The sequence below is a fragment of the Phyllobacterium sp. K27 genome (assembly GCF_054796155.1).
This window is the reverse complement of sequence record NZ_CM139240.1, coordinates 1,825,929-1,848,826: the sequence shown is the minus strand read 5'-3', so window position 1 is coordinate 1,848,826 and position 22,898 is coordinate 1,825,929. Positions and strand designations below refer to the sequence as shown.

General features: G+C 53.2%; 26 protein-coding genes. 6 read left to right on the top strand and 20 right to left on the bottom strand.

Going from position 1 to position 22,898, the window contains the following annotated elements:
• Positions 1–3 precede the first annotated feature (3 nt).
• Positions 4–1,023: a nicotinate-nucleotide--dimethylbenzimidazole phosphoribosyltransferase gene (gene cobT, locus ACYJL1_RS08955; RefSeq protein WP_460897984.1), complete on the bottom strand. Its 1,020-nt coding sequence runs from the start codon at positions 1,021–1,023 to the stop codon at positions 4–6.
• 121 nt (positions 1,024–1,144) lie between these two features.
• Here cobT and ACYJL1_RS08950 point away from each other — a divergent pair, with 121 nt between their 5' ends.
• The 3 genes from ACYJL1_RS08950 to ACYJL1_RS08940 are packed head-to-tail and all read left to right on the top strand — an operon-like array spanning position 1,145 to position 2,868.
• A complete protein-coding gene (locus ACYJL1_RS08950) occupies positions 1,145–1,918 on the top strand; it encodes an adenosylcobinamide-GDP ribazoletransferase (protein WP_460895088.1) in 774 nt (257 codons plus the stop codon).
• A gap of 18 nt (positions 1,919–1,936) precedes the next feature.
• Positions 1,937–2,164, top strand: a complete 228-nt coding sequence (locus tag ACYJL1_RS08945) for a DUF1289 domain-containing protein (RefSeq protein ID WP_460895087.1) — start codon at positions 1,937–1,939, stop codon at positions 2,162–2,164.
• Complete coding sequence (locus tag ACYJL1_RS08940; protein WP_460895086.1) at positions 2,161–2,868, top strand: TIGR02281 family clan AA aspartic protease; 708 nt, start codon at positions 2,161–2,163, stop codon at positions 2,866–2,868. The genes ACYJL1_RS08945 and ACYJL1_RS08940 overlap by 4 nt, the downstream gene beginning before the upstream one ends.
• On the opposite strand, the gene dusA is transcribed toward ACYJL1_RS08940, so the two are convergent.
• From dusA to phnG, 15 genes are all read right to left on the bottom strand, one after another.
• Positions 2,865–3,869, bottom strand: coding sequence for a tRNA dihydrouridine(20/20a) synthase DusA (gene dusA, locus ACYJL1_RS08935; protein ID WP_460895085.1), 1,005 nt, complete (start codon positions 3,867–3,869; stop codon positions 2,865–2,867). The two genes, ACYJL1_RS08940 and dusA, sit on opposite strands and share 4 nt — an antisense overlap.
• Positions 3,870–3,955: 86 nt before the next feature.
• Positions 3,956–4,585 carry a phosphonate metabolism protein/1,5-bisphosphokinase (PRPP-forming) PhnN gene (gene phnN / locus ACYJL1_RS08930; RefSeq protein ID WP_460895084.1) on the bottom strand — a complete coding sequence of 210 codons (630 nt, stop codon included), beginning with the start codon at positions 4,583–4,585 and terminating at the stop codon, positions 3,956–3,958.
• Entirely contained in the window at positions 4,585–5,724 is a 1,140-nt protein-coding gene (locus ACYJL1_RS08925; RefSeq protein WP_460895083.1) for an alpha-D-ribose 1-methylphosphonate 5-triphosphate diphosphatase, read from the bottom strand. Before ACYJL1_RS08925 ends, phnN begins: the two co-directional genes overlap by 1 nt.
• A 1-nt stretch (position 5,725) precedes the next feature.
• Positions 5,726–6,433, bottom strand: a complete 708-nt coding sequence (locus ACYJL1_RS08920; protein ID WP_460895082.1) for a DUF1045 domain-containing protein — start codon at positions 6,431–6,433, stop codon at positions 5,726–5,728.
• Positions 6,434–6,499: 66 nt separating this feature from the next.
• Positions 6,500–7,831, bottom strand: a complete 1,332-nt coding sequence (gene phnE / locus ACYJL1_RS08915) for a phosphonate ABC transporter, permease protein PhnE (protein WP_460895081.1) — start codon at positions 7,829–7,831, stop codon at positions 6,500–6,502.
• Positions 7,828–8,796, bottom strand: a complete 969-nt coding sequence (gene phnE, locus ACYJL1_RS08910) for a phosphonate ABC transporter, permease protein PhnE (RefSeq protein ID WP_460895080.1) — start codon at positions 8,794–8,796, stop codon at positions 7,828–7,830. Before phnE (ACYJL1_RS08910) ends, phnE (ACYJL1_RS08915) begins: the two co-directional genes overlap by 4 nt.
• A gap of 70 nt (positions 8,797–8,866) precedes the next feature.
• On the bottom strand, positions 8,867–9,778 hold the full coding sequence (phnD, locus tag ACYJL1_RS08905; RefSeq protein WP_460897983.1) for a phosphonate ABC transporter substrate-binding protein: 912 nt from the start codon (positions 9,776–9,778) through the stop codon (positions 8,867–8,869).
• 78 nt (positions 9,779–9,856) lie between these two features.
• Positions 9,857–10,690 (bottom strand): phosphonate ABC transporter ATP-binding protein, encoded by an 834-nt coding sequence (gene phnC, locus ACYJL1_RS08900; protein WP_460895079.1) that lies wholly within the window; start codon positions 10,688–10,690, stop codon positions 9,857–9,859.
• Between the two features lie 94 nt (positions 10,691–10,784).
• On the bottom strand, positions 10,785–11,399 hold the full coding sequence (locus ACYJL1_RS08895; RefSeq protein WP_460895078.1) for a DapH/DapD/GlmU-related protein: 615 nt from the start codon (positions 11,397–11,399) through the stop codon (positions 10,785–10,787).
• The gene (gene phnL / locus ACYJL1_RS08890) at positions 11,396–12,106 is read right to left on the bottom strand and encodes a phosphonate C-P lyase system protein PhnL (protein ID WP_460895077.1); all 711 of its coding nucleotides are present in this window, start codon (positions 12,104–12,106) and stop codon (positions 11,396–11,398) included. The genes ACYJL1_RS08895 and phnL overlap by 4 nt, the downstream gene beginning before the upstream one ends.
• Positions 12,107–12,108: 2 nt before the next feature.
• Positions 12,109–12,885, bottom strand: a complete 777-nt coding sequence (gene phnK, locus ACYJL1_RS08885; protein ID WP_460895076.1) for a phosphonate C-P lyase system protein PhnK — start codon at positions 12,883–12,885, stop codon at positions 12,109–12,111.
• Complete coding sequence (locus ACYJL1_RS08880; protein ID WP_460895075.1) at positions 12,882–13,763, bottom strand: alpha-D-ribose 1-methylphosphonate 5-phosphate C-P-lyase PhnJ; 882 nt, start codon at positions 13,761–13,763, stop codon at positions 12,882–12,884. Before ACYJL1_RS08880 ends, phnK begins: the two co-directional genes overlap by 4 nt.
• The gene (locus ACYJL1_RS08875; protein WP_460895074.1) at positions 13,760–14,857 is read right to left on the bottom strand and encodes a carbon-phosphorus lyase complex subunit; all 1,098 of its coding nucleotides are present in this window, start codon (positions 14,855–14,857) and stop codon (positions 13,760–13,762) included. The genes ACYJL1_RS08880 and ACYJL1_RS08875 overlap by 4 nt, the downstream gene beginning before the upstream one ends.
• Before the next feature lie 3 nt (positions 14,858–14,860).
• On the bottom strand, positions 14,861–15,472 hold the full coding sequence (gene phnH / locus ACYJL1_RS08870; RefSeq protein WP_460895073.1) for a phosphonate C-P lyase system protein PhnH: 612 nt from the start codon (positions 15,470–15,472) through the stop codon (positions 14,861–14,863).
• Positions 15,472–15,969: a phosphonate C-P lyase system protein PhnG gene (gene phnG, locus ACYJL1_RS08865; protein WP_460895072.1), complete on the bottom strand. Its 498-nt coding sequence runs from the start codon at positions 15,967–15,969 to the stop codon at positions 15,472–15,474. The genes phnH and phnG overlap by 1 nt, the downstream gene beginning before the upstream one ends.
• A gap of 90 nt (positions 15,970–16,059) precedes the next feature.
• Between phnG and phnF the strand changes: the two genes are divergently transcribed.
• Complete coding sequence (phnF, locus tag ACYJL1_RS08860; protein WP_460895071.1) at positions 16,060–16,806, top strand: phosphonate metabolism transcriptional regulator PhnF; 747 nt, start codon at positions 16,060–16,062, stop codon at positions 16,804–16,806.
• Between the two features lies 1 nt (position 16,807).
• On the opposite strand, the gene ACYJL1_RS08855 is transcribed toward phnF, so the two are convergent.
• Entirely contained in the window at positions 16,808–17,419 is a 612-nt protein-coding gene (locus tag ACYJL1_RS08855) for a pyridoxamine 5'-phosphate oxidase family protein (RefSeq protein WP_460895070.1), read from the bottom strand.
• Positions 17,420–17,549: 130 nt separating this feature from the next.
• Between ACYJL1_RS08855 and ACYJL1_RS08850 the strand changes: the two genes are divergently transcribed.
• A complete protein-coding gene (locus ACYJL1_RS08850) occupies positions 17,550–18,467 on the top strand; it encodes a sugar kinase (protein ID WP_460895069.1) in 918 nt (305 codons plus the stop codon).
• Here ACYJL1_RS08850 and ACYJL1_RS08845 read toward each other — a convergent pair.
• The 3 genes from ACYJL1_RS08845 to ACYJL1_RS08835 all read right to left on the bottom strand — a co-directional run bounded on the left by ACYJL1_RS08845 (position 18,464) and on the right by ACYJL1_RS08835 (position 22,111).
• Positions 18,464–19,483 carry an aldose epimerase family protein gene (locus tag ACYJL1_RS08845; RefSeq protein WP_460895068.1) on the bottom strand — a complete coding sequence of 340 codons (1,020 nt, stop codon included), beginning with the start codon at positions 19,481–19,483 and terminating at the stop codon, positions 18,464–18,466. The genes ACYJL1_RS08850 and ACYJL1_RS08845 overlap by 4 nt on opposite strands.
• A gap of 86 nt (positions 19,484–19,569) precedes the next feature.
• Positions 19,570–21,027: an NAD-dependent succinate-semialdehyde dehydrogenase gene (locus tag ACYJL1_RS08840; protein ID WP_460897982.1), complete on the bottom strand. Its 1,458-nt coding sequence runs from the start codon at positions 21,025–21,027 to the stop codon at positions 19,570–19,572.
• Positions 21,028–21,151: 124 nt separating this feature from the next.
• The gene (locus ACYJL1_RS08835; protein ID WP_460897981.1) at positions 21,152–22,111 is read right to left on the bottom strand and encodes an AEC family transporter; all 960 of its coding nucleotides are present in this window, start codon (positions 22,109–22,111) and stop codon (positions 21,152–21,154) included.
• 97 nt (positions 22,112–22,208) lie between these two features.
• Here ACYJL1_RS08835 and ACYJL1_RS08830 point away from each other — a divergent pair, with 97 nt between their 5' ends.
• Positions 22,209–22,793 (top strand): histidine phosphatase family protein, encoded by a 585-nt coding sequence (locus ACYJL1_RS08830; RefSeq protein ID WP_460895067.1) that lies wholly within the window; start codon positions 22,209–22,211, stop codon positions 22,791–22,793.
• The last annotated feature ends 105 nt before the right edge of the window (positions 22,794–22,898 follow it).

Genomic DNA, 22,898 nt, shown 5'->3' with positions numbered 1-22,898 from the left:
TGACTAATCGCGATTGCTGACACCTGCCTGCTCGAATGTCGCCATGCCGCTATGGCAAAGCGCTGCAGCCTTGACGATCCCTGCGGCAAGCGCAGCACCTGTGCCCTCGCCCAATCTCATACCAAGGTCGAGTAGCGGCTTTTTTCCAAGCCGCTCAAGCACTTTGTGGTGGCCGGGCTCAGCCGATACATGGCCGATCAGGCAATGATCAATCGCTTCAGGATTGGCCGCATGAAGGATGGCCGCCGCAGCCGTGGCGACATAGCCATCAATAATAACCGGGATTTTCTCAACGCGCGTCGCTAGGATCGCACCAACCATGGCAGCCACTTCACGGCCACCGAGACGGCGCAGCACTTCCAGCGGGTCCTTCAGATGTGACCCGTGCAAAGCAACCGCAGCCCGCACGGCATCGGCTTTGCGCTTTAGTCCCTCGCTGTTGGACCCTGTGCCCGGGCCAACCCAATCTTCGGCGGTACCGCCATAGAGCGCATGAAAAATAGCGGCGGCGATGGTTGTATTGCCGATTCCCATCTCGCCGATGCAAAGCAGATCTGTACCTCCAGCAATGGACTCCATACCAAATGCCATGGTTGCAGCGCAGGTCTTTTCGTCCATCGCTGCTTCTTCAGTGATATCAGCGGTCGGATATTCCAGCGCCAGATCAAAGATTTTCAGGCCAAGATCATTAGCAATGCAAATCTGGTTGATTGCAGCGCCGCCAGCAGCGAAATTCTCGACCATTTGTGCAGTTACTGACGATGGATAGGGCGACACGCCTTTTGCGGTGACACCATGATTTCCGGCAAAAACAGCAACCAATGGCCGCGTGATCTGCGGCTGCGATCGTCCTGTCCACGCTGCAAGCCACTCGACGATCTCCTCCAGACGGCCCAGCGCTCCCGGCGGTTTGGTCAGCATGGTGTCGCGCTTACGAACCGCAGCAACAGCCGCATCGTCAGGTCCGGGCAAAGTGTCAATAAGGGTGCGGAAATCGTCAAATGGCAGGCCAGTGGTCATGATATTCCTTGCGGTCAACTCTTATGGCAAATCAGAATTACCCGTCCTATAAGCGCTGTATGGGAAAACGCAAAGGTCAACATTCGGCGCAGAGTGTCGCGACCTCTCAACCAAGGTGTGCGGCATGGACTTGATCACGGATATGATGCGCTCGCTGGCGTTTCTTTCTCGCATAAAAGTCGCGCCAAGTTGGTTCGAGGAAACCAGCGGAAGACTTGCGGACAGCGTGCGTGGATTTCCGCTGGCGGGTGTCCTGCTGTCTTTGCCTGCTACGGCTATCCTCATTATCTGCTGGCTGCTTGGCCTCGGTGACATTGTGACTGCGATCCTGGTGATAACAACGTTGATCGCGACCACGGGCGCACTGCATGAAGACGGTTTGGCCGATGTAGCTGACGGTTTTTTTGGTGGTAATACGGCAGAACGACGCTTGGAGATCATGAAAGACTCCAGCATCGGCTCATACGGCACCTTGGCACTGATCCTGACAATCTTGCTGCGCATCGCATTGCTTGCAGCCATCATTGATGAAGTCCATCTGTTTCAAGCGGTTCTTATCGTCATCGGTACAGAAGCTGCCAGCCGGGGATTGCTGGTAAAATTCTGGCAAGTCCTGCCCTCAGCACGAAATGGCGGCGTTGCTGACACAGCCGGAACGCCCGATGCAGCCGCAGCAAATTTCGCGCTCATGTCTGCCAGCATTGCAGGTGTCGTCGCTTTTGGCATCGCTGGTGGGCTCTTGGCTATTGTCCTGGCCGCCATTTTGACAGCACTCATGTTTTTTGGGTTCTGCCAATTGTGCCGGGACAAAATTGGCGGGCAAACAGGAGATACACTGGGAGCCATACAGCAATTGACGGCAATTACACTGCAACTCGGGCTTGTCATTACCCTCTAACCACACCAGATTTGTTATATGAGTATAGAGTCACCCTGCATCCTGGTATGCGCGATCGACATAAAAACCGGCTATTGTTTCGGTTGCGGACGTACGCGCGAAGAAATCGCCGGCTGGATCATGATGTCATCAGACAGCCGCCGCTCTATCATGATATCCCTCCCTGCCCGCCTTGCAACATTGGAGCGGCGTCCACGCCGGGAGACTCGTCGTAGCCGTATGGCTCGGGAAAAGCAGGAGCAATGACGATGCGGGTTTTCTGGATTGCCATTGCTCTTATCGGCATTGTTCTGCTGCTATTGGTTACAAACAATGATGCAGGTTCGACATTCGGCCTTGCCAATGGTGCATTCGCTCGCCTGGCCTATTTCGGCATATTGGGTGTCGTCGTCGGCTCTGCACTACTCGGTTCGGGAATTCCGCTTAGTCATTCCTTACGCAATCTCGCCATATGGGTTGTCATCGTACTCGCCCTCGTGACCGCATACCAATATCGCTACGAATTGCAGGATGTTGGCCATCGTATCTCCGCTGGCCTGATACCGGGTAGCCCGATTTCCATGCGGGATGGAGACGGTCTGGTTTCTGTAACACTGGCCAAGGCGGAAAACGGACACTTCGAAGTACGCGGTCAGGTCAACGGCAAAACCGTGCCCTTTATGATTGACACCGGCGCATCATCCATCGTGCTTTCTTCCGACGATGCGCGCAGAGCGGGCATCAATCCAGATAAACTCACCTATAGCACGCCCGTTATGACAGCCAATGGCCTTGCAAATGCTGCAAACATCACAATTGACAGCATAAGGATTGGCGATATTGAGCGGCGTAACATGCGCGCCATGGTAACGCAGGACGGCCGTATGGACGGCAGCCTGCTCGGCATGAACTTCCTCAATACACTCAGCGGATTTTCAGTTCGAGGCGACCGGCTGGTCTTGACCGATTAGGCCGCTTTTTCAGCGGCAGTGCTCTGAATTGCCTCATAGGCGCGGCGGATGACGTTACTGGCCGCCCCTGTCTGATTGGCTTCTGTTGACAGGATTTGCCGCCAGCGCCGCGCACCGGCAGCGCCGTGAAACAAACCGACCATATGGCGGGCTATATGAGACAAACGTCCGCCCGACGCGATATGCCGATCTGCATAATGGCACATATGATCAATAATGGCATCCATTGAAGCCGGACGATCCTCGACACCATAAACAATCCGGTCAACATCAAAGAGCATCATCGGGTTGTGATATACAGCGCGGCCCAGCATGACACCATCAACATGATTCAAATGCTCAAGACCTTCATCGATGGTTTGAATACCACCATTTATCCCTATGAATTGATTCGCATATCGCTGCTTGAGCCGATAGACGCGATCATAATCCAATGGAGGAATATCGCGGTTTTCCTTTGGTGAAAGCCCCTTCAGCCAAGCCTTGCGAGCATGGACCCACAGAGCATCGGCACCAGCGCCAAAAACACCTTGTGCAAGTTCATCCAGAGCTGTTTCAATATCCTGATCATCAACGCCAATCCGGCATTTTACGGTGACTGGAATGTCGACGGCCCGTTTCATGGCAGCAACGGCTTGCGCAACGATGTCCGGCGTTTTCATCAGGCAAGCGCCGAATGTTCCAGATTGAACACGGTCCGAGGGGCAACCGACATTGAGATTGATTTCCACATATCCCATCGCCTCGCCGATACGGGCAGCTTCCGCCAGCTTGGAAGCATCTGATCCACCCAATTGCAGCGCAACAGGCTGTTCCGCGTCCGCAAAACCAAGTATCCGTTCCCGGTCTCCATGTATGGCAGCATCGGCAACAACCATTTCAGTATAAAGCAGAGCGTGGCGCGTGAACTGGCGATGCAGAGTCCGGCAATGCCTGTCTGTCCAGTCGATCATCGGCGCTACTGCGAAGCGGTTGGCACCATAAGCACTGCTAACTGACATTTTTTCGCTGTCTGGTCTCGGATATGTTGTTGTGCCTTCACATAATATCCCGAGACACAATTGTCCACTCCACAGGTTTTCGCGGATCAAACCTGCTCCGAGATTGCCGCTTTCACTGCCATTTTTCTCAACAGCGTAACGAATTCGCCCCCGGCTCGCGCCACCTCGCCCGAATTATCAATCATGATAGCGTCCGAAGGATCGCAAGGATTGGCTCCAGCTCGCATCAGACGATTTTGAATTTCGTCAGCACTTTCGCGGCCTCGCGCTGCCAAACGTTTTGCCAATACTTCATGTGAAGCCGTTATGTGGACGACAGCAAAATTTGCATAGGTGGCACGAAGCTCTGGAATGATGCCGCGTGAGACATTGGCAATGGCGACAGCGCCGAACTGGATTTCATCGCAGACGGACTTCGGCAGGCCATAGCAAAGACCATGCGCCTCCCACTGATGCGAGAAAGCACCCGACTGTGACGCTTTGGCGAACTCCTCGTCGCTCAGCGTGTCATGATCTTCCGCATCGACAGACGACGGGCGGGTGACCACGCGACGTACGAAGTGAAATCCCGGCTCATCTTTTAACGCCACTCTTGCATAATCGATAATGGTATCCTTACCGGCGCCACTTGGTCCGACGACCGCAACAAATACACCATTTCGAATGGAGTCTGCCGGAGGATCAAGCAAACGCTCTATTGAAGCAGAAGCTGTCATCACACCACTCTGCGACCTTCGCGCCATACTGTGCGCACGACCGGAATGTGCTCATCGACACGAACGCGAACAAGATCGGCACGCTTGCCAATTTCAATGATACCGCGATCTTCAAATCCTACCGCCTTGGCAGGATTCCTGGTCACAAGCTGAATGGCTTCGGGCAGCGTGATATTATCGACAGTTTCACTCAGGAAAAACGTCGATTGGATCAGGCTGAAAGGAATGTAATCTGACGACAGGATATCAAGATATCCATGTTCGGCAAGTTCTCGTGCCGACACATTGCCGGAATGTGAACCACCGCGGACCACGTTCGGCGCGCCCATCAGTACAGACAGTCCTGCCTGCTTGGAGGCAGCAGCAGCTTCAAGGGTTGTTGGAAACTCCGCAACCTGAATACCCTGTTCAATTGCCTCATCAACATGTGCCGTCGTCGCATCGTCGTGACTGGCAAGAACGATCCCGTTCTCACGACAAAAATCTGCAATCGCTTTGCGATGCGGCCCCGAATTCTCCGCTGACTGCGCCATTCGCTTTTCGCAGAACGCGTTGAACTCGACGTCGGACAATTTTAACTTGCGCTGGTAGTAGATTGCATAGGTTTCAAGATTGACAAACTGCCTCTGACCGGGTGCATGGTCCATAAGAGATGCAAGTCGAACACGGCTGTCATTTTCGAAGAATGCAAATCCATCCAGACAATCGGCTGCCGAAACTTCGCAGCGCAGATGAAAATAATGGTCCGCGCGCAAGCGATCCTGCCTAACGCTGTCTTCAATTGCATCCGCCAGTTTACGAATTTCCTGCGGCGTCATATCAGCATCTTCATCCATACCAACGCGCAAGGCATCCAGCACGGTTGTGATACCCGATGTTGCAATCTGCGCGTCATGAGCAAGCACCGAAGCGATAGGATTCCAGCGAACCTTGGGGCGTGGCATATAATGGCCTTCAAGGTGGTCCGTATGCAGCTCAATCAGCCCCGGAATGAGGTAGTCACCCTCAAAATTTTCGCCACCCGATGCGGGCGTGCTGGAAATATCAGCGATTTTGCCATCGCGAATGAGGACGGAACCCAGGACGACTTCATTCTCCAGAACGATTTTGGCGTTGTTCAATACAAGGTCGGCGGACATTTCAAGCGGTCTTTCTTATGTTCGTTCCTGCCAGCGGATGCAGGGAATGTACTTCGAATGGGGCACCGGGCTCTGCCTCGGTAAACAATGCGATATTTTTGATCTCGACCGGCTCTTCGAGCACTGGCTCAAGAAATTCGCTCAACATCTGCGAGATTTTTTCGCGGTCAGGTTCAGCAACAGGGTTGGTAAGCGTCATGTGAAAACGAAAATCATCGAACACATAGGGATAGCCCCATTGCTCCAGATTACGACGTTCCGAAGCACTCATTTTGCCAGGATTGCGTCTTGCGATTTCCTGCGCATTCGGCGGCGCGCGAAAACGATCAAATGCAACAACAATATCATTAGCCAATTGGTTCAGCCTCGCCACAGGTTCTTCGGGAACCAGTGCAAAGAAACCATCAAGATTTTCAATCTTCAGCTTGGGAATCTCCACGGGCTTCATGGAGGAAGCAAAGTGCATCAATGCTGATAAAAGCTCACGCTCTTCCAACCCCTCGGCAAGATGAAAAGGTGCCTTGAGCGTCGCATGAAACCCATAACGACGCGCCGATTCCGTGAGCTTCGTTACTTCCCCATGCGCCAGATTGCGAATTTGAGGCGCGCGCACCGGCTGCCCGGTAAAGGCATTCCGGCCAAGCCAGTTAGCCGCTACTTTCAACAATGGATCGCTGGAAGGCGGTGTAAAATAAATCGCATAGCGCATTTTGATTCCTCCGGAGCAGTCTCGCGTTACGCTCCGATTATGACAAGCCTTTGAATATAGCCAATCTTATTGCTGCTTCCCCATCAAGCGGGAGCGCAGTGCATTGGATATTCCATCAAAGATAAAGATCACCGCGAGGATAAGCACGACCATATAGGCAACATTATGCCAGTTGGTATTGGTGCGCATCGCCTCCCAGAGTTTCAGGCCGATGCCGCCTGCACCAACCGCTCCGATGATGGTTGCCGAACGGGTGTTCGACTCCCAGAAATAAAGCGCTTGGCTGGCGAAGACCGGCAGCACTTGCGGCAGAACGCCGTAGCGTTGAACATTTACGGGCGCTGCACCCACAGATTTGACGCCTTCGCGCTGTTTGTCATCAATGTTTTCCAGCGTCTCGGAATAGACTTTCCCCAATGTACCGGTATCGGTGAAAAAGATTGCAGAAATACCAGCAAGCGGTCCCGGGCCAAAGGCGCGCGTAAAAAACAATGCCCAGATCAGCATATCGACCGAACGAAGAAAATCGAAGAACCGTTTCGTAATCTGATTTGCAAAGAAGTTTGGCATGATATTGCGTGCAGCTATGAAGGCCAGCGGGAACGATACAAGCGTTGCAAGCAAAGTTCCGACAAAAGCCATCACAATGGTCTGCATGAGCTTGGTCCATACATCGCCGTGCTGCCAAGCGGAATTGTACCAGATATTGTCAAAGGCCAGCGCGGCATTCGACATTTCGGGCTTTATACGCTCGCCACTGACAATCATGGATGCGACTTCACCGATGGATTTATTCCAGAATGGTGATGCCGTATCGAACACAAAATTCGCCCAGCCGAAGAAACGGCGGCTGATAACAACCCGCTCGGGAATAATATCCGCAGTCCCGGAAAAACCGAAATTGACCGTAACCTGATCTTCCTTGAGCGACGCCCAATCAGGCAAAGCGCTCTGAGGTTTGGCGCCTTCAGGTTCAATGAGGACGAGGAGTGTCTCGTTGCCACGGATTGCAACAACTTGCGTCGGGGAGATCTGCAGTGAACTGCCCACGCCAAACGTTACCGTAACATCATTACCCTGTTGTATCGCCCAATCGGGTTTTGGATTGTCGCCAAGCTCTGAAAACCGCGGATAGCTGATGGTTGTCCCTTCAGCGCTCATGCGAACTGTCGTGCGGATTGCATAGGACACCCAATCGCGCGCATAAATTTCGGCCCGCTGCCATTGACCTGTCGCAAGCACCGTTCCGATGGAAAAAAACCACCAGCAATAAACCAGATAAAGCACCACCCCTGCGCCAATGATCAAGGGCATGAAACGCTTCAAAATCGATGGATTGAACACATCGGGATAGCGGGATTCGAAATCGGCAACGTTAAGGGAGGTTAGAGCGCTCATGACTGTTTGCCTCCGAACGCGAATGCCTGATTGCCGACAAGTCGTCGTCGCAGCCAGGCAGAGAATTGATCGACGGCTATGATGGTTGCCAGAAGCAGCAATATGATTGCCAATGTCTTGGCTTGATGCCCGCGCCCGATAGACAAGCGCAGTTCCTCACCAATACCACCACCACCGACCGCTCCGATGATTGTCGAGGCACGGACGTTAATTTCCAGACGCAGCAAGGCATAGGACATGAAGTTTGGCATGACCTGCGGGACAATACCGAAGCCAACGCGTTCGAACCAATTGGCACCAACAGCGCGCAGCCCCTCATCCGCCTTCATGTCGGCATTTTCGACCACTTCGAAAAACAGCTTGCCAAGCGCGCCGACTGTGTGAATGCCGACCGCAAACATGGCGGGAATAGGCCCCAATGAAAGGATAGCAGCGAAAAACCCGGCGATAACGATTTCCGGAAAGGCGCGCAGAATTTCCATGTAACGGCGCGCTGCAAACCTTATCAGCTTGCTTTTCACGAGATTTTTAGCCGCCAGAAAGCAAAGAAGAAAACCAAAAAACGCACCAACCAATGTCGAGATGATCGCGATATTCAGCGTTTCCAGCATCTTGTAGAAATATTCAGGAATGTAGAACGCACCGAAGACGTAGACCCGGCCCTCAGGATAGTCGAATTTCAGGCTTCCATCGAAATAGGGTGATGGCAAATCAAACAGCGCGCGCCAGACTTCCCAGCCGTCACGCGGTACGAGATCGCCAGCAAAATCAAAGAAATGCGGAAGCCGGTCGAAGAACTTGCCAGCGTTCGAATCATTTGCAAACCAAAGCGAACCAGAAACGGCAAGCAGCAGTCCTATTCCAATGAGCCAGGAATATGCGCGGCGACGGCTGGCAAGCTCCTGCCAGTGACGTTCGATTTCGATACCGTCAGGCGTTAGTTCTATCGAATTGACGCGGCTCATCGGCTGGTCCTTCCAGAGCATAAAAAATCACGGCCAGATCAGGTGATCTGGCCGTGACAGAGTGGTTGAATTAACCGCCGATCTGCGCCTTGCGTGCGTCAATGATCGCCTGATAAAACTCGGTATTGACTTCAGTATAGCCCTTGAAATCCCCCCCCATCGTTGCTGCAAAGCAGGCTGGGTCCGACTTTGGAAGATCCATCATGAAATTCTTGAACTTGGTCTTGGTATCATTGTCGAGCGAGGTTCGGACAACAATTGGACCATTAGGGATGAGCGGTGACTTCCAAAGCTCTACAAAGTCTTTCATGTCGATGGTTCCTTTATCGACCATCTTGCGCAAGTTGCCTGATGTGTAGCCTTCATCGAACTTGCCAACACCTGAACCAAATGTCGTGCCAGCATCGAACTTGCCGTCTTTGACCGCAAGAACGAGGTTTTCATGGCCGCCGCCAAAACCGGTTTCGCTGAAATAATCTTTTACAGACGTCTTGATGTCTTTTGGCAATGAGGTCACAGGAACAAGGTAGCCGGACGTTGAGTCCGGATCAGCAAAACCAAGTTTCTTGCCATTCATATCGGACAGAGACTTGATGCCACTATCCTTGCGCGCAACCATGATCGAATAATATCCGGTTGCACCATCGGTTTGAACCGTCGTCAGAATCGGCTCAACGGCTTTCGGGTCAGCCAGATAAATTTTTGCAAAACCAGATGCGCCAAGCTCAGCATAATCCAGTGTGCCGCCAAGCAAGCCCTGGATAACGCCATCATAATCTGTGGCCGGGAAAAGCTTGACATCCTTGACGCCAAGAACCTTTGGCAATTGATCGACAATGCACTGGTAGTTACGCAGGCGATCGGCTTCGTTTTCGCCGCCGATAATGCCAACGCGAAAAGTTTCAAGATTTTCGGCACGAGCCATCGAGCCGGCTAGCATTGCGCCGATTGCGATGGCACCAAGAAGGGCTTTTTTGAGCAACATTGGTCTCTCCTGTCAAACTTCTGTTTGAGTTTGCGATCTGTTCATGGTTGCCCGTGACGTGGGCTAGACGATCTCTCAGCGAGCGGCCAGAATGGCCTCAAGCTCGGGAATGGGTTTTGGCGCGCCGCGCGAAATGCTGGTGGATGTAATAGCTTCTGAAAATGCGTCCTTGAGACCGTCGGCACCATAAATGCGGCGGGCGGCCATTTCTGTCAGCTCGTCCGGACCTCCGTCGAAAACGATTTTTCCACCCTGCATGCCAATGATGCGCTGGCAAAAGTGCCTTGCCGTATCCAGCGTATGCAGATTGGTTATAACCGTAAGGCCCTCCCGCTCATTGATATCACGCAGCGATTCCATAACCACTTGCGCATTGCGCGGATCCAGCGAAGCAATAGGCTCATCGGCCAGAATAACCTTGGGATTCTGCATTAACGCTCGGGCGATAGCGACGCGCTGCTGTTGGCCACCGGAAAGCGTCCCGGCGCGCTGCAAGGCCGTCTTGGCTATGTCCAACCGCTCAAGAGCCGCTATTGCCATGGCACGTTCTTCACGTGAAAAAATTCCCAGAAGGCTTTTAATCGTTGAGCGATGATTGAGGCGTCCAAGCAAGACATTGGTGAGTACATCAAGTCGCGGCACGAGATTGAATTGCTGGAAGATCATTGCGCAATCGCGCTGCCAGTTGCGCAGATTGCTGCCGCGCAATTTCGCAACATCCGTGCCATCAAAAATGATAGAGCCTTCGGAGGGATCAATCAGCCGGTTGATCATGCGCAGCAGCGTTGATTTCCCAGCCCCTGACCGGCCAATAATGCCAACCATCTGACCTTGCGGAATTTCTACATTGACGTTGTCTATGGCGATATTACTGCCAAAGCGCCGCGTCACGTTTTCGATTCTCAGCATCAATTAACCTCTGTTGGCGTCAGCTTGTGGTAGAGGGTTTATGTGAACCTGCAATGGCGGTTTTGTCTCAGTTTCGTGACAACTTTCAGTTGCCTTACGCACCGTGTTTTTCCAGAAATTCCTGGATCTCCAATTTGCGGAAATCATCAAGTGCCGCACGTAGTTTGGCGTGATCCCAATCCCACCAAGCCAGTATTTGCAGGCGTTCTGCGGTGTTCGAATCAAAACGGTCCCGGATTTTTTTGGCAGGAACTCCACCTACAATTGTGTAGGGCGCAACATCCTTCGAAACCACGGCTCCAGCTCCGATGACAGCCCCGTCACCGACAGTCACTCCGGGCAGAATTGTTGATCCGTGACCGATCCAGACATCATGCCCAATGGTGACAAGATTTGACCGTCGCCATTCAAAAAACTCGTCATCAACACCCGCATCATCCCAATATTCGGCAGAGCGATAGGTGAAATGGTGCAGTGTCGGCCGCCATGTCGGATGGTTGGTCGCGTTGATGCGAACACTGGCTGCAATATTGGCAAACTTGCCAATTTTCGCACACCACACCGCGCCGTCCTGCATAATGTAGGAATAGTCGCCGAGCGTTGCCTCACTTATGCGACAGCGCTCGGAAACTTCCGTGTAACGGCCCAAACTGGAGTCGTGAACCGTTGCGGTTTCATGCACGAAAGGTATTTCCGACAAACGGCTCATGCGGCTATTCCGCCTGGAACTGAAAACGCCATGACATCGATAATCCGGTCGGCGACAGCCTCACGTACATCATCATCATGAAAGATACCAAGCATGGCAACGCCTGCATTTTTCTTGTCACGAATCATGGAAATCACAACATCGCGGTTTCTGGCGTCGAGCGACGCGGTGGGCTCATCCAGCAATAGAATTGGATGATCTGTGATAAAGCCCCGAGCGATATTGACGCGTTGCTGCTCACCGCCAGAAAATGTTGCTGGCGGCAACGACCATAGCCGCTCCGGTAAATTAAGCGCCGCAAGAAGAGCAGCAGCCTTTTCGCGCGCTTCATCGCGGTCATTACCGCGCGCAACCAGCGGTTCAGCCACGACATCAAGAGCAGAAACGCGCGGCACTGTACGCAGAAACTGGCTTACATAACCAATCAGATCACGGCGAATGCCAAGCATTGTGCGAGCGTCTGCGGCCGCAACATCAACCAAGCGATCACGATAAGGCACAATGATTTGTCCCGTATCAACAGCATAATTGCCGTAGATCATCTTAAGGATCGAGCTTTTGCCAGCACCGGATGGTCCGCCCAGCACCGCACATTCCCCTGCTTTAATGGAGAAGGAAACATTGGCCACCACCGGCAGGCGAATGCCATCACGCAAATGCATGGTGAAGCTCTTGGCGACATCGGAAACAACGAGAGGTGTCGGCATGGTCAAACCTGTAGAATGGAGGAGACAAGAAGCTGCGTATATGGCGCTTGCGGATCATCCAGAACGCGGTCGGTAAGACCCGTTTCCACGACATGGCCGTCCTTCATCACCATCATACGATGCGACAGAAGACGAGCGACGGCCAGATCATGGGTCACGACGATAGCTGCCAGACCAAGATCGCTGACAAGGCCGCGCAGTAAGTCGAGAAGCCTTGCCTGTACTGAAACATCCAGCCCGCCCGTCGGTTCATCCATGAAAATGAGACGCGGATGGGTAACAAGATTGCGTGCAATCTGAAGTCGCTGGCGCATACCACCGGAAAAATCGCGCGGCTGATCGTCTATGCGATCCGCTGCTATCTCAACACGGCCAAGCCAGTCAGTGGCTGTCGCGCGGATATTGCCATAATGCCGGTCGCCAATTGCCATCAGCCGCTCCCCGACATTGGCACCAGCTGACACGGTCATTCTCAAACCATCAGCTGGGTTTTGATGAACAAAGCCCCAGTCTGTGCGCATGAGGAAGCGCCGCTCTGCCTCACCCATGCGGTAGAGATCGCGGAAGTGCCCATCGCGCATGCGGTATTCGACGGTTCCGGCGGAAGGCGCAAGCCGCGTCGCCAGACAGTTGAGCAATGTGGTCTTACCGGAGCCAGATTCGCCAACCACAGCAAGCACTTCGCCGGGAAAAAGCTCGAACGAAACATTCTTGCACCCGATACGGCTTCCGTAAAATTTGGATAATGCCCCAACCTTCAAGAGAGGTGTATCGCTCATTCTGCTGCCTCCACCTGTGGTGCCGATAGATGACCGCGATGTCCTGTGGCCTGACGTTCTTCACAAAAATCCGTGTCGGAACAGACGAACATGCTGCCTCCCTTGTCATCGAGAATGACTTCGTCGAGATAGCTGCCCTTAGCCCCACAAAGAGCGCATGGCTGCGAGAATGTCTGGATCTCGAAAGGATGATCCTCGAAATCGAGGCTGACAACCTGCGTATAGGGCGGAATTGCGTAAATGCGCTTTTCCCGCCCTGCTCCGAAAAGCTGCAACGCTGGTGAATTGTGCATCTTTGGATTGTCGAACTTTGGCGTCGGCGACGGGTCCATCACATAGCGCCCTTCTACCTTCACCGGATAGGCGTATGTGGTCGCGATGTGGCCATGACGGGCAATATCTTCGTAGAGCTTCACATGCATGAGCCCATATTCCTCAAGCGCATGCATCTTGCGTGTTTCAGTTTCACGCGGCTCAAGAAACCGCAAAGGTTCAGGGATTGGCACCTGATAGACCAGCGTTTGACCTGCTGCCAGCGCGGTTTCTGGAATGCGATGGCGTGTTTGAATGATCGTCGCCTCGGTGGTCTTGGTGGTAACCGGAACATTGGAAACCTTCTGGAAAAAGGCGCGAATTGAAACCGCATTCGTCGTATCATCAGCGCCCTGATCAATGACTTTCAGCGTATCTTTCGGGCCGATGATCGCGGCGGTCACCTGCACGCCACCGGTGCCCCAGCCATAGGGCATCGGCATTTCGCGGCTGGCGAACGGCACCTGATATCCGGGGATAGCAATAGCCTTGAGAATGGCCCGGCGGATCATCCGCTTGGTCTGCTCATCAAGATAAGCAAAATTATACGTCGCAAGCTCGGTCATTCTGCGGCCTCACTGATCTGGTTCTTTTGACGTTCATGTTCGCCGCGCATACGGCGCACGAGATCGAGTTCCGCCTGAAAATCCACATAATGCGGCAGTTTCAGATGCTCGACGAAGCCGGTGGACTGAACATTGTCGCTGTGTGAAATGACGAATTCTTCATCCTGCGCCGCGGCAGTGATGTCTTCGCCGAGTTCCCGTGCCCGCAATGCGCGATCGCAAAGGGCCATGGACATCGATTTGCGTTCGCTCTGACCGAAGACAAGACCATATCCACGCGTAAACTGTGGCGGCTGCTTCGACGATCCCTTGAATTGATTGACCATCTGGCACTCGGTCAGACGAATACGGCCAAGGGTTAGCGGAAAATCAAGTTCGGCGACTTCCAGTTCAACTTCAACTTCGCCGATGCGAATCTCACCGGCAAACGGATGGCTTCGCGCATAGCCGCGCTGGGTGGAATAGGCCAAACCAAGCAGAAAACCTTCATCGCCGCGCGCCAGGGCCTGTAGCCGCACATCGCGCTCAAGAGGGAAAGTTAAAGGCTCGCGTGTCAGATCGCCTGTTTGAGCACCCTCTGGCATATCGCCATCAGCTTCGATCATGCCGTCATGGCCCAGAATATCCGTCACACGCGGCGTGTGCTCATAGGCTTCCGCGCGTTGATCCGGCACATCAACCGATGCATCTTCTGCAAGTTCCGGGTCGAGCAAACGGTGGGTGTAATCGAAGGTCGGACCGAGCAACTGACCACCGGGCAAATCCTTGAACGTCGCAGAAATACGCCGCTCAATGGTCATCTGCGACGTCTCGACCGGCTTTGTATAGCCGAAACGCGGCAATGTCGTCCGATAAGCCCGGACGAGGAAAATCGCCTCTATCAGATCGCCGCGAGACTGCTTTACAGCCAGCGCAGCAAGCTCGGTGTCGTAGAGCGAACCTTCCGCCATGACGCGATCGACAGCAAGCGCCAGCTGCTCGACAATCTGGTCGAGGCCAATAGCTGGAACCGAGCGATCACCACGGCGGCGATCTGCCAGAAGTTTGTGCGCATTGCGAATGGCGGCCTCACCGCCCTTAACGGCAACATACATGACTCAAGCCTCCTTCTTGGAAATGCGTGTTGTGCGCGGCAAAGCGGCGAGCGCGCCATTGCCAGCAAAGATCAGGTCGATACCACGCGGAAAAGCGCCACGATTTGCTGTCCATTGCTCCATGAACATTTTAGGAATCTCGCTCGGAGCAAAGACTTGCGTATCTTTGATTCCCGGACCTTCAAGTGTCAGTTTCTGCGGACCATCAAAACCCGCGACCTGCAAAATGATGGTGGTGGAGCGATCAGGATACTCAGACGTACCTTTGGCAAATGCATCGAAAGACGGCATCGTCGCAATATCACTGACCAAAGCAAAATCGGCATGGGAAGGGTCGTTGGTGAGTTCAAGGCCGGTGTGAAACTTCAGCCAGCCGATGGCATCCTGCGAAGCCTTCACCGGCTTGTCACACCATACGGTAGCATCGTGGTCGAAGAGCGTAGCAGCGATCGAAGCCGCAACAGGCGATAAAGGCGATGGAGCAAGAGCCAGATCACTGACAGAAAGGACACGGCCCGAATTGGCCATAGCGTCCATCAATGCCCGAAATATTTCCTGCGAGTTTAATACCGTGTCGGTGAACCCGCCTTCAAAAACCTGAGTTGCTGAACGCATCAATCATCTCCCCGCACCATAGTAAAAAAATCGACCTTGGTTGCAGCGGCCTCCGCCCGCCTTTGTTCAAGACCCTCATTCAAACGCTGCGCGATAGGAGCGAGCACATGAGCTTCAACTGCCTGACGATGGGCTGGCTCCTGCCAAATCGCATCAAAGACCGCTGCAAGCTTGACTTTCTCGCTTGAACGTCCGAGCGTGTAGGCATGACCAACCGTGCCATTATCGAGCCGTATGGTCGCCCGCGTCACCGTCGCCTCACCCAGATTGAAAGCCGCCCCACCGCCGCCGATACGCCCCCGCACCATGACCAACCCAGTTTCGGGGCCACGCAAAGTCTCGACTGCGGGCTTGTTTTCCCAGCGATCCCAGAACTGCCGCATCTCCTGCACAGTTGCTTGCGCCAGAAGCGCCATGGCCGCTTTGCGGTCAGAATTTGCAGCTTCTGGCGTCGTCACCTCGGGCTGCGAACCCATTTCCAAATTTACATTGCTCATTGACACCTCGCAGCAATTTGTCTATTTATCTATACAATTAGACAATAAGCGCGGTTATAATACCCGTCAATGACAGGAGCATGACAAAGCATGCGTTCAAGCCATCTGATAACGAGAAACAGCGGCGTCGCTGTCTGGCGCCAGATCGCTGATCAAATCAGGAGCGATATTTCGGCAGGCAAAATGGCCAAGGGCGTGCGGATGCCACCTGAAATCGAGCTTGCGACACGGTTTTCGGTAAACCGCCATACAATTCGCAGTGCGATAGCTGCTCTCACCCAGGAAGGCGTGCTTCGAGCCGAACAGGGACGCGGGACATTTGTCGCCAATGCAAAAAAGCTTACCTATCGAATCGGTGAACGCACAAGATTCTCGGAAGTTCTCTCCACGCAGGTTCGTGAGACAAAGGGCATGTTGCTTGGTTCGGCTTTGGAGGAGCCCACACCGGAAGTTGCCTCTGCACTGGGATTGCATTCCGGTATGGTCATCAGAATCGATACGATGCACACCGCAGACAACAATCCCATATCCTGCGCTACAGCCTGGTTCGATGCTGCACGTGTGCCAAATATGATAGAGGATTATCGTGCGTCAGGTTCGGTGACCGCAGCGTTCAAACAGGCCGGAATTGACGACTATCTGCGTCAGTCAACGATTATTGGAGCTTGTCATGCTGATGCCGAGGATTTGCGACACCTGAAACTTTCGCCCGGCGCCATCGTCATTGTCGCAACAGCCATCAACGTCGATATGGAGGGGCGGCCAGTTGAATACGCAAAAACGCGCTTTTCCGCCGACCGCATGGAAATTGCAATCGGCAACCAGACGAGCGGTTAATCTACCACATGGTTTTCGCAGCTCGCTCCGGCCATTGACGGTCATAGGTATCGCCGTCGAAACGGGTTTCGCTCAATGCAGCGAGGATTTGACCCGGCGTGGGGAATTCCTTTGGCGAGCGATGCTTTGCCGGATTCCAAAGCTCAGAGCGGATAAGTGCACGGGCACATTGGAAGTAGGCCTCTTCAACCTCGATGACGGTGACGGAACGGGGCGCTTTACCATCCACAACAAAGCTTTCAAGCACCGCTTGATCCGTTTCGATATAGGCTCGTCCGTTGACTCGAAAGGTCGTTGTCAAACCGGGTATAAGAAACAACAAAGCCACACGTGGGTCCCGAACAATGTTTCGCAACGAATCAATGCGGTTGTTGCCGCGCCGATCGGGCAACATCAACGTCTGTTCATCGTGAACTCTAATAAAACCGGCAAGATCGCCGCGTGGTGAGCAATCCAACCCCTCCGGACCGCTGGTGGCAAGGGCAACAAACGGCGACCCCTCAATCAGCAAGCGATAATCCGGCGTGATTCGATTAGCGACTTTGGCAGTAGAAGCCTCGCTTACACCACTATAAATGGCTTCAAGTTGTTCTATCGAGGTAATTCGCGTCATCAATTCTCTCCTGCATGCCTATTCCGGGTAAGATGCCATGATGAAACGATTATGACAGCCGCCACTTTGGAAATGACAGAGAGACTGCACTAGTATATCAGTCGCGCGACCAATAATCGGGAGAGATGGCATGGGCGGATTTGCAGCAATTGGCGAGTGTATGATTGAACTCTCCGGTGCCAATGGCGACCAATGGCGCATGGGTTTTGCAGGCGATACGCTCAACACCACCTGGTATGTCCGCGCGCTCACCAAATCCGAATATCCGGTAGACTATGTTACAGCATTCGGGGACGACCCATTCTCCATCAAACAGCGCGCCTTCCTGAATGAAAATGGTATCCAGACAGCCAATAGTCCTATAATCGCGGGTGCACGACCGGGACTTTACGCGATAAGTTTGACTGGTGCCGAGCGTTCGTTCACCTATTGGCGTAATGACGCCGCTGCGCGCCAGCTGGCGGATGACACGGAGGCGCTGGCCAAAAGCCTTGATGGACGTGAGATTATTTATTTCTCCGGAATCACCATGGGTATTTTGAGTCACCAAAACCGTCAAAATGTTTTAACCGCGATCAGCAATGCACGCAGGCAAGGATCGCTCATCGTATTTGATGCAAATTACCGCCCTCGCCTATGGGAAAATCCCGAGACAGCCCGGCAGGTGCTTAGTAATGCTTTTCACGTCACCGACATCGCCTTGCCCACATTTCCAGATGAGAACGCGCTTTTTGGAGATGCAACACCGAACGACACGGCCACTCGGATAGCAAGTTATGGCGTGCGGGAAATCATTGTTAAAGACGGAACAGAACCAGCGCTTGTTGTTGTTGATGGGCATCAGGCGAGCGTACCGGCAGTCAAAGCGAAGGCAATCGACACGACAGGCGCTGGCGACAGCTTCAATGGCGGGTATATTGCTGCGCGCCTTGCCGGCCTCGATCCCACCAAGGCGGCAGCCAGTGCACATAAAGTTGCTGCTCGCGTGGTAGAATTCCACGGCGCGCTTGCTCCCATGAGCGAAGCGCGCGCTGCCTTTGGCAATTAAGATTTTTTAAAGCTGTATTTGGTCATTTGGCTGTACGTTTCGTCTGGCCGCAGGATCGCCTGTGGAAAGTATGGAAAATGGGGCGAATCGGGCCAAATCTGTGGCTCGAAGCACAGTGCCGCATAATTTTCATATGTCTTTCCGGTTAGACCAATGGCAGGCTTTCCACCAAGCGTATTGGATGCGTAGAGTTGCACACCGGGCTCAGTGGTTGATACGGTCATTTCAACGCCAGATTTAGCTCCTCTGGCCCAAGCAACGGCACATAGAGGACGCCGCTGGCTGGCAAGGCAGAAATTGTTGTCATAGATGACCTGCTTGCCGTTTTCTTCCCGCCGTACTGGTCTAAATTCACGAAAATCATGCGTGGTGCCGGCCACAGGCAAAACGCGTCCATCAGGCAGAAGATCGGCATCGGTAGGCAGATAGGCCTGCGCATCTATCCGCACCTGATGATCGAGCGCGTCAGTTGCACCACCGTCATCAAGATTGAAATAGCTGTGATGAGCAAGATTGCAGATGGTCGGCTTATCCGTGACTGCATCCATGCGGATAGCCAAGGTACCCTTCGACTCCAGCATATAGGTGCAGGTAATATTGAGATTACCCGGGAACCCCATCTCTCCATCGGAAAGCTGGATCGTCAGCGTCACATAATCCGGCCCAACGGCCACAACCTGCCAGAGCCGTTTACCAGCACCCAATGTGCCACCATGGAGATTGTGCAGGTCGCGGAAATTCTTCTGCAACTCATAGCTCTTGCCATCAATTGTCAGTTCGCCATTACGGATACGATTGGCGGAACGTCCAATTGTCGCCCCAAGATAGGGCGAATAGGCAGGATAATCCGCGAACTTGTTGTAGCCGAGCACAAGTGGATTCTCATGCCCTTTCAGACGCAGATCCTGAATAACGGCACCCCAGGTCAAGACTTTTGCAGTAAGACCACCACCGGCTATCGTAATGCAATGAACCGGTTCTCCTGATTCTGCATGCCCGAAAACTTCTGTATCCATTTGATTTTAAAACCTTTTACAAGAATCTCTCTTCAAGCCACCTGATGCATCGAGCTGCATCAGGTAAATAGGGTTAGCCAATTATTCTAAAGTCCAAGCCCGCCGATACAGACATATTTGGTATCGAGATAATCTTCGATGCCCTGATGTCCGCCTTCCTTGCCGAGACCTGATTCTTTAACGCCGCCAAAGGGAGCTTCGACCGTCGTGATTAATCCCTCATTGACACCGACCATGCCATATTTCAGACCTTCGGAAACACGAAACACACGCCCGAGATCCTGTGTGTAAAAATAGCTGGCAAGTCCGAACTGGGTGTTGTTGGCAAGGTCGATTGCTTCCTGCTCCGTCTCGAACTTGTAGACGGGCGCAACGGGACCAAAGATTTCCTCGGTGGTAAAAAGCATCTCGGGCTTTGCGTCGCTGATAACCGTCGGCTCAAAGAAACGGCCACCTAGCGAATGCCGTTTACCACCGGTGATGATCTTTCCACCCTTTTGTTTCGCGTCTGCGATGAATTCCTCAACCTTTTCAACAGCCTTTTCATCGATGAGCGGGCCCTGTTCAGTGCCTGCTTCAAGCCCATTGCCGATCTTGAGTTTTGCCGTCTTTGCTGCAAATTTTTCAACGAAACTGTCGTAGATTCCAGCCTGAACAAGAAAACGATTTGTACAAACGCAGGTTTGGCCGGAGTTGCGGAATTTTGCCATAATCGCGCCATCGACGGCGCGGTCGACATCCGCATCATCAAATACGATGAATGGCGCATTTCCGCCGAGTTCCATTGATACTTTCTTGACAGTATCAGCTGCCTGCTTGATCAAAATCTTGCCGATTTCGGTGGAGCCGGTGAAGGTAATTTTGCGCACGATTGGGTTGCTGGTGATTTCGCCGCCAATCTCGCTGGCTGAACCAGTCAGGATATTGACAACGCCTTTCGGAATCCCTGCCTGTTCGCATAAAAGTCCCCATGCAAGACCGGAATAAGGTGTCTGCGTGGCAGGTTTTACAACGGCTGTACAACCCGAAGCCAAGGCGGGGCCAATCTTGCGTGCCAGCATTGACGACGGGAAATTCCACGGGGTGATAGCGCCGATAACGCCGACCGGCTCTTTGGTGATCATGATCCGGCGATCAGCCCAAGGCGACGGAACAGTATCGCCGTAAGTGCGCCGCGCCTCTTCGGCATACCAAAGGATATAAGCGGCAGACATGCCCACCTCGCCTTTGGATTCGGCCAGTGATTTACCCTGCTCAAGTGTCAGTAGTTCAGCAAGCGCATCCTGGTTTTCGAGGATGAGATCATGCAACTTGCGCATCAGCTTGGATCGCTCCAGCGCCGACGTCCTGCGCCATGTTTTGAATGCTTCTGCCGCAGCATCAATGGCACGCTTCGTTTCAGCCTTACCGGAATTGGGCACCGTGCCAATGACGAGGCCCGTCGCGGGATTGATGACATCAATCGTCTTGCCGGAATCTGCCGCGACCCACTCGCCATTGATGAGATTCGCCTGCTTCATGAACTGGCTGGATTTTTGCAACATCATAGTCTCCCTGTATTCGAAAGGGTTGTGCCGTTTTGGTACATTCCGTGAAGGATAATGGGGCCCCTGAGTAAGGCCCGCAATCTTACCCTGCTCCTTTTCGGTCGAAGCTGCAACGGTACAGCTAGCCAAATATATAGGTAACAACTGAAACCCAGAATGCCAGTGTCACCGCAGATAGAGCTGTTGCCATAACCATTGAGTTTGACGCCAATGCCTGCCCTGTTCCAAAGCGTGTGGCAATGAGATAGGAATTCACGCCAGCGGGCAAAGCTGCTGCCACGACGGCAATTTTTGCGGTAAACGGTGCTATGCCCAGCAACCACACGGCTGCCAGAACGACTGTAGGCATCAACATCAGCTTGATGACAGACATGACAAGCGCTGCGGCAATATTGCCAGATACGCCAAATTTCTTCAGGCCCATTCCCATCGCGAAGAGTGCAACAGGCCCGGCAACGCTTGCCAAAGTTTGTATAAGCGCGTCTGCCGTCTGTGGCATTGGCAGACCAACAAGCCGCCAAATCCACCCGGCCAGAATGCCAAGCACAAACGGATTTCGCAGCAAGCTTTTAAAGAATGATGACACAACCGCAATCAGATGCCCCTCGCCGCTGAAAACGCCGTCCCGTCGCATTGCGATCTCATGCAGGCTGATTGACGCCGCCATCATGATCGGCATGTGAATGGCCACAATGAGAGAGAGAATGGCAAAGCCGTTTTGCCCGAATACGCCGAGCACAAGGGGCATTCCAAGAAAGACGAGATTGGAGAACGACCCCGAAACCCCGGCAACGACACCAGCGAGATTGTCTCTGCCAAACATATATTTGATAGCCATATCCGACGCAGCCCAAGCAACAATCACGCCGCTGAAATAGGCAATCCATAACGTCCAGGGTGCTGCACCATGGAAATCCGCAGTCACCATGGTTCTGAACAACAAGAGCGGCGCCGCAATCATGAACACGAAATCGGAGAGACCGTCGCCTACCCGCTCGTCAAGCAATTTGAAATGCGCCGCCGCATAGGCGATAGCGATGACACCGAAAACAACAATGATTGTTTGGATAAGACTCATGATCTTTCGCAATAAGCCTGGAAGTTTCAAGGAGCAAGTCCAGAACATGATCACTTTATTTTTGTAAGCAGAATCCCCATCTGCCTGCTAAGGAGAATGAATGATATATCGATCAAGTCTTTGGCCTTACACGACGTTGGTGCTGATATTTGGCATCGCCCTCTCAACTTTGCCCGCTCAGGCCACAGATGCCGCTTGGGCAAGAGTTCAGCGCGGAGGTTATACACTTCTGATCCAGGGCGGCGATGCTTCGGGCGCGCTTAGCCCATCGTCTGACACTTCCGCAGATTGTGCCGCACGCACATTGTCCGTCCGGGGACACCAACTGGCGCAAAAGCTGGGCGCCCGATTTGCTGCGCGGCGCGTGCGAATCGACAAGGTTTTGACAAGTTCCATTTGCAACGCACGTGAGACAGCCCGGCTTTCCTTTGGTTCATCTCCTATAGAAGTATTCGCTCCACTTGATCCAGCAGCCAGCGACAGTGCTGCACGGGAAACGCAGCTCGAACAAATTCGAACCACGATCCTTTCGTTCAAAGGCTCCGGAAATCTGGTATTGCTGACGGATCGTAACAATATAATTGCGCTAACAGGCGTTACACCGCGGCCAACCGAGGCTGTTGTTGCGGCTCCAGCGCAGGATGGAAAAACCATTCACGTTGCCGGAAGAATCATATTCGACTAATGAGCACATATTCTTGGGTCTTTCCCTCGCTTGCGAAAAAAGCTAGATACCGGCTCATCAGATTGCAGTGTCTTAGACGAGACACCGGAAACAAAAGGAAAATCA

Excerpts from the sequence above, each read along its gene's own strand:
- ACYJL1_RS08850 (WP_460895069.1), top strand. The coding sequence starts at position 17,550 with ATGGGCGGATTTGCAGCAATTGGCGAGTGTATGATTGAACTCTCCGGT.
- phnK (WP_460895076.1), bottom strand. The coding sequence starts at position 12,885 with ATGAGCGATACACCTCTCTTGAAGGTTGGGGCATTATCCAAATTTTAC.
- ACYJL1_RS08845 (WP_460895068.1), bottom strand. The coding sequence starts at position 19,483 with ATGGATACAGAAGTTTTCGGGCATGCAGAATCAGGAGAACCGGTTCAT.
- ACYJL1_RS08855 (WP_460895070.1), bottom strand. The coding sequence starts at position 17,419 with ATGACGCGAATTACCTCGATAGAACAACTTGAAGCCATTTATAGTGGT.
- ACYJL1_RS08945 (WP_460895087.1), top strand. The coding sequence starts at position 1,937 with ATGAGTATAGAGTCACCCTGCATCCTGGTATGCGCGATCGACATAAAA.
- phnF (WP_460895071.1), top strand. The coding sequence starts at position 16,060 with ATGCGTTCAAGCCATCTGATAACGAGAAACAGCGGCGTCGCTGTCTGG.
- ACYJL1_RS08920 (WP_460895082.1), bottom strand. The coding sequence starts at position 6,433 with ATGCGCTATGCGATTTATTTTACACCGCCTTCCAGCGATCCATTGTTG.
- ACYJL1_RS08895 (WP_460895078.1), bottom strand. The coding sequence starts at position 11,399 with ATGAGCCGTTTGTCGGAAATACCTTTCGTGCATGAAACCGCAACGGTT.
- ACYJL1_RS08925 (WP_460895083.1), bottom strand. The coding sequence starts at position 5,724 with ATGTCCGCCGACCTTGTATTGAACAACGCCAAAATCGTTCTGGAGAAT.
- phnL (WP_460895077.1), bottom strand. The coding sequence starts at position 12,106 with ATGCCGACACCTCTCGTTGTTTCCGATGTCGCCAAGAGCTTCACCATG.
- phnE (WP_460895080.1), bottom strand. The coding sequence starts at position 8,796 with ATGAGCCGCGTCAATTCGATAGAACTAACGCCTGACGGTATCGAAATC.
- ACYJL1_RS08940 (WP_460895086.1), top strand. The coding sequence starts at position 2,161 with ATGACGATGCGGGTTTTCTGGATTGCCATTGCTCTTATCGGCATTGTT.
- ACYJL1_RS08950 (WP_460895088.1), top strand. The coding sequence starts at position 1,145 with ATGGACTTGATCACGGATATGATGCGCTCGCTGGCGTTTCTTTCTCGC.
- phnN (WP_460895084.1), bottom strand. The coding sequence starts at position 4,585 with ATGACAGCTTCTGCTTCAATAGAGCGTTTGCTTGATCCTCCGGCAGAC.
- phnH (WP_460895073.1), bottom strand. The coding sequence starts at position 15,472 with ATGCGTTCAGCAACTCAGGTTTTTGAAGGCGGGTTCACCGACACGGTA.
- phnG (WP_460895072.1), bottom strand. The coding sequence starts at position 15,969 with ATGAGCAATGTAAATTTGGAAATGGGTTCGCAGCCCGAGGTGACGACG.
- ACYJL1_RS08830 (WP_460895067.1), top strand. The coding sequence starts at position 22,209 with ATGATATATCGATCAAGTCTTTGGCCTTACACGACGTTGGTGCTGATA.
- dusA (WP_460895085.1), bottom strand. The coding sequence starts at position 3,869 with ATGTCAGTTAGCAGTGCTTATGGTGCCAACCGCTTCGCAGTAGCGCCG.
- ACYJL1_RS08840 (WP_460897982.1), bottom strand. The coding sequence starts at position 21,027 with ATGTTGCAAAAATCCAGCCAGTTCATGAAGCAGGCGAATCTCATCAAT.
- phnE (WP_460895081.1), bottom strand. The coding sequence starts at position 7,831 with ATGAGCGCTCTAACCTCCCTTAACGTTGCCGATTTCGAATCCCGCTAT.
- ACYJL1_RS08880 (WP_460895075.1), bottom strand. The coding sequence starts at position 13,763 with ATGACCGAGCTTGCGACGTATAATTTTGCTTATCTTGATGAGCAGACC.
- ACYJL1_RS08875 (WP_460895074.1), bottom strand. The coding sequence starts at position 14,857 with ATGTATGTTGCCGTTAAGGGCGGTGAGGCCGCCATTCGCAATGCGCAC.
- phnC (WP_460895079.1), bottom strand. The coding sequence starts at position 10,690 with ATGCTGAGAATCGAAAACGTGACGCGGCGCTTTGGCAGTAATATCGCC.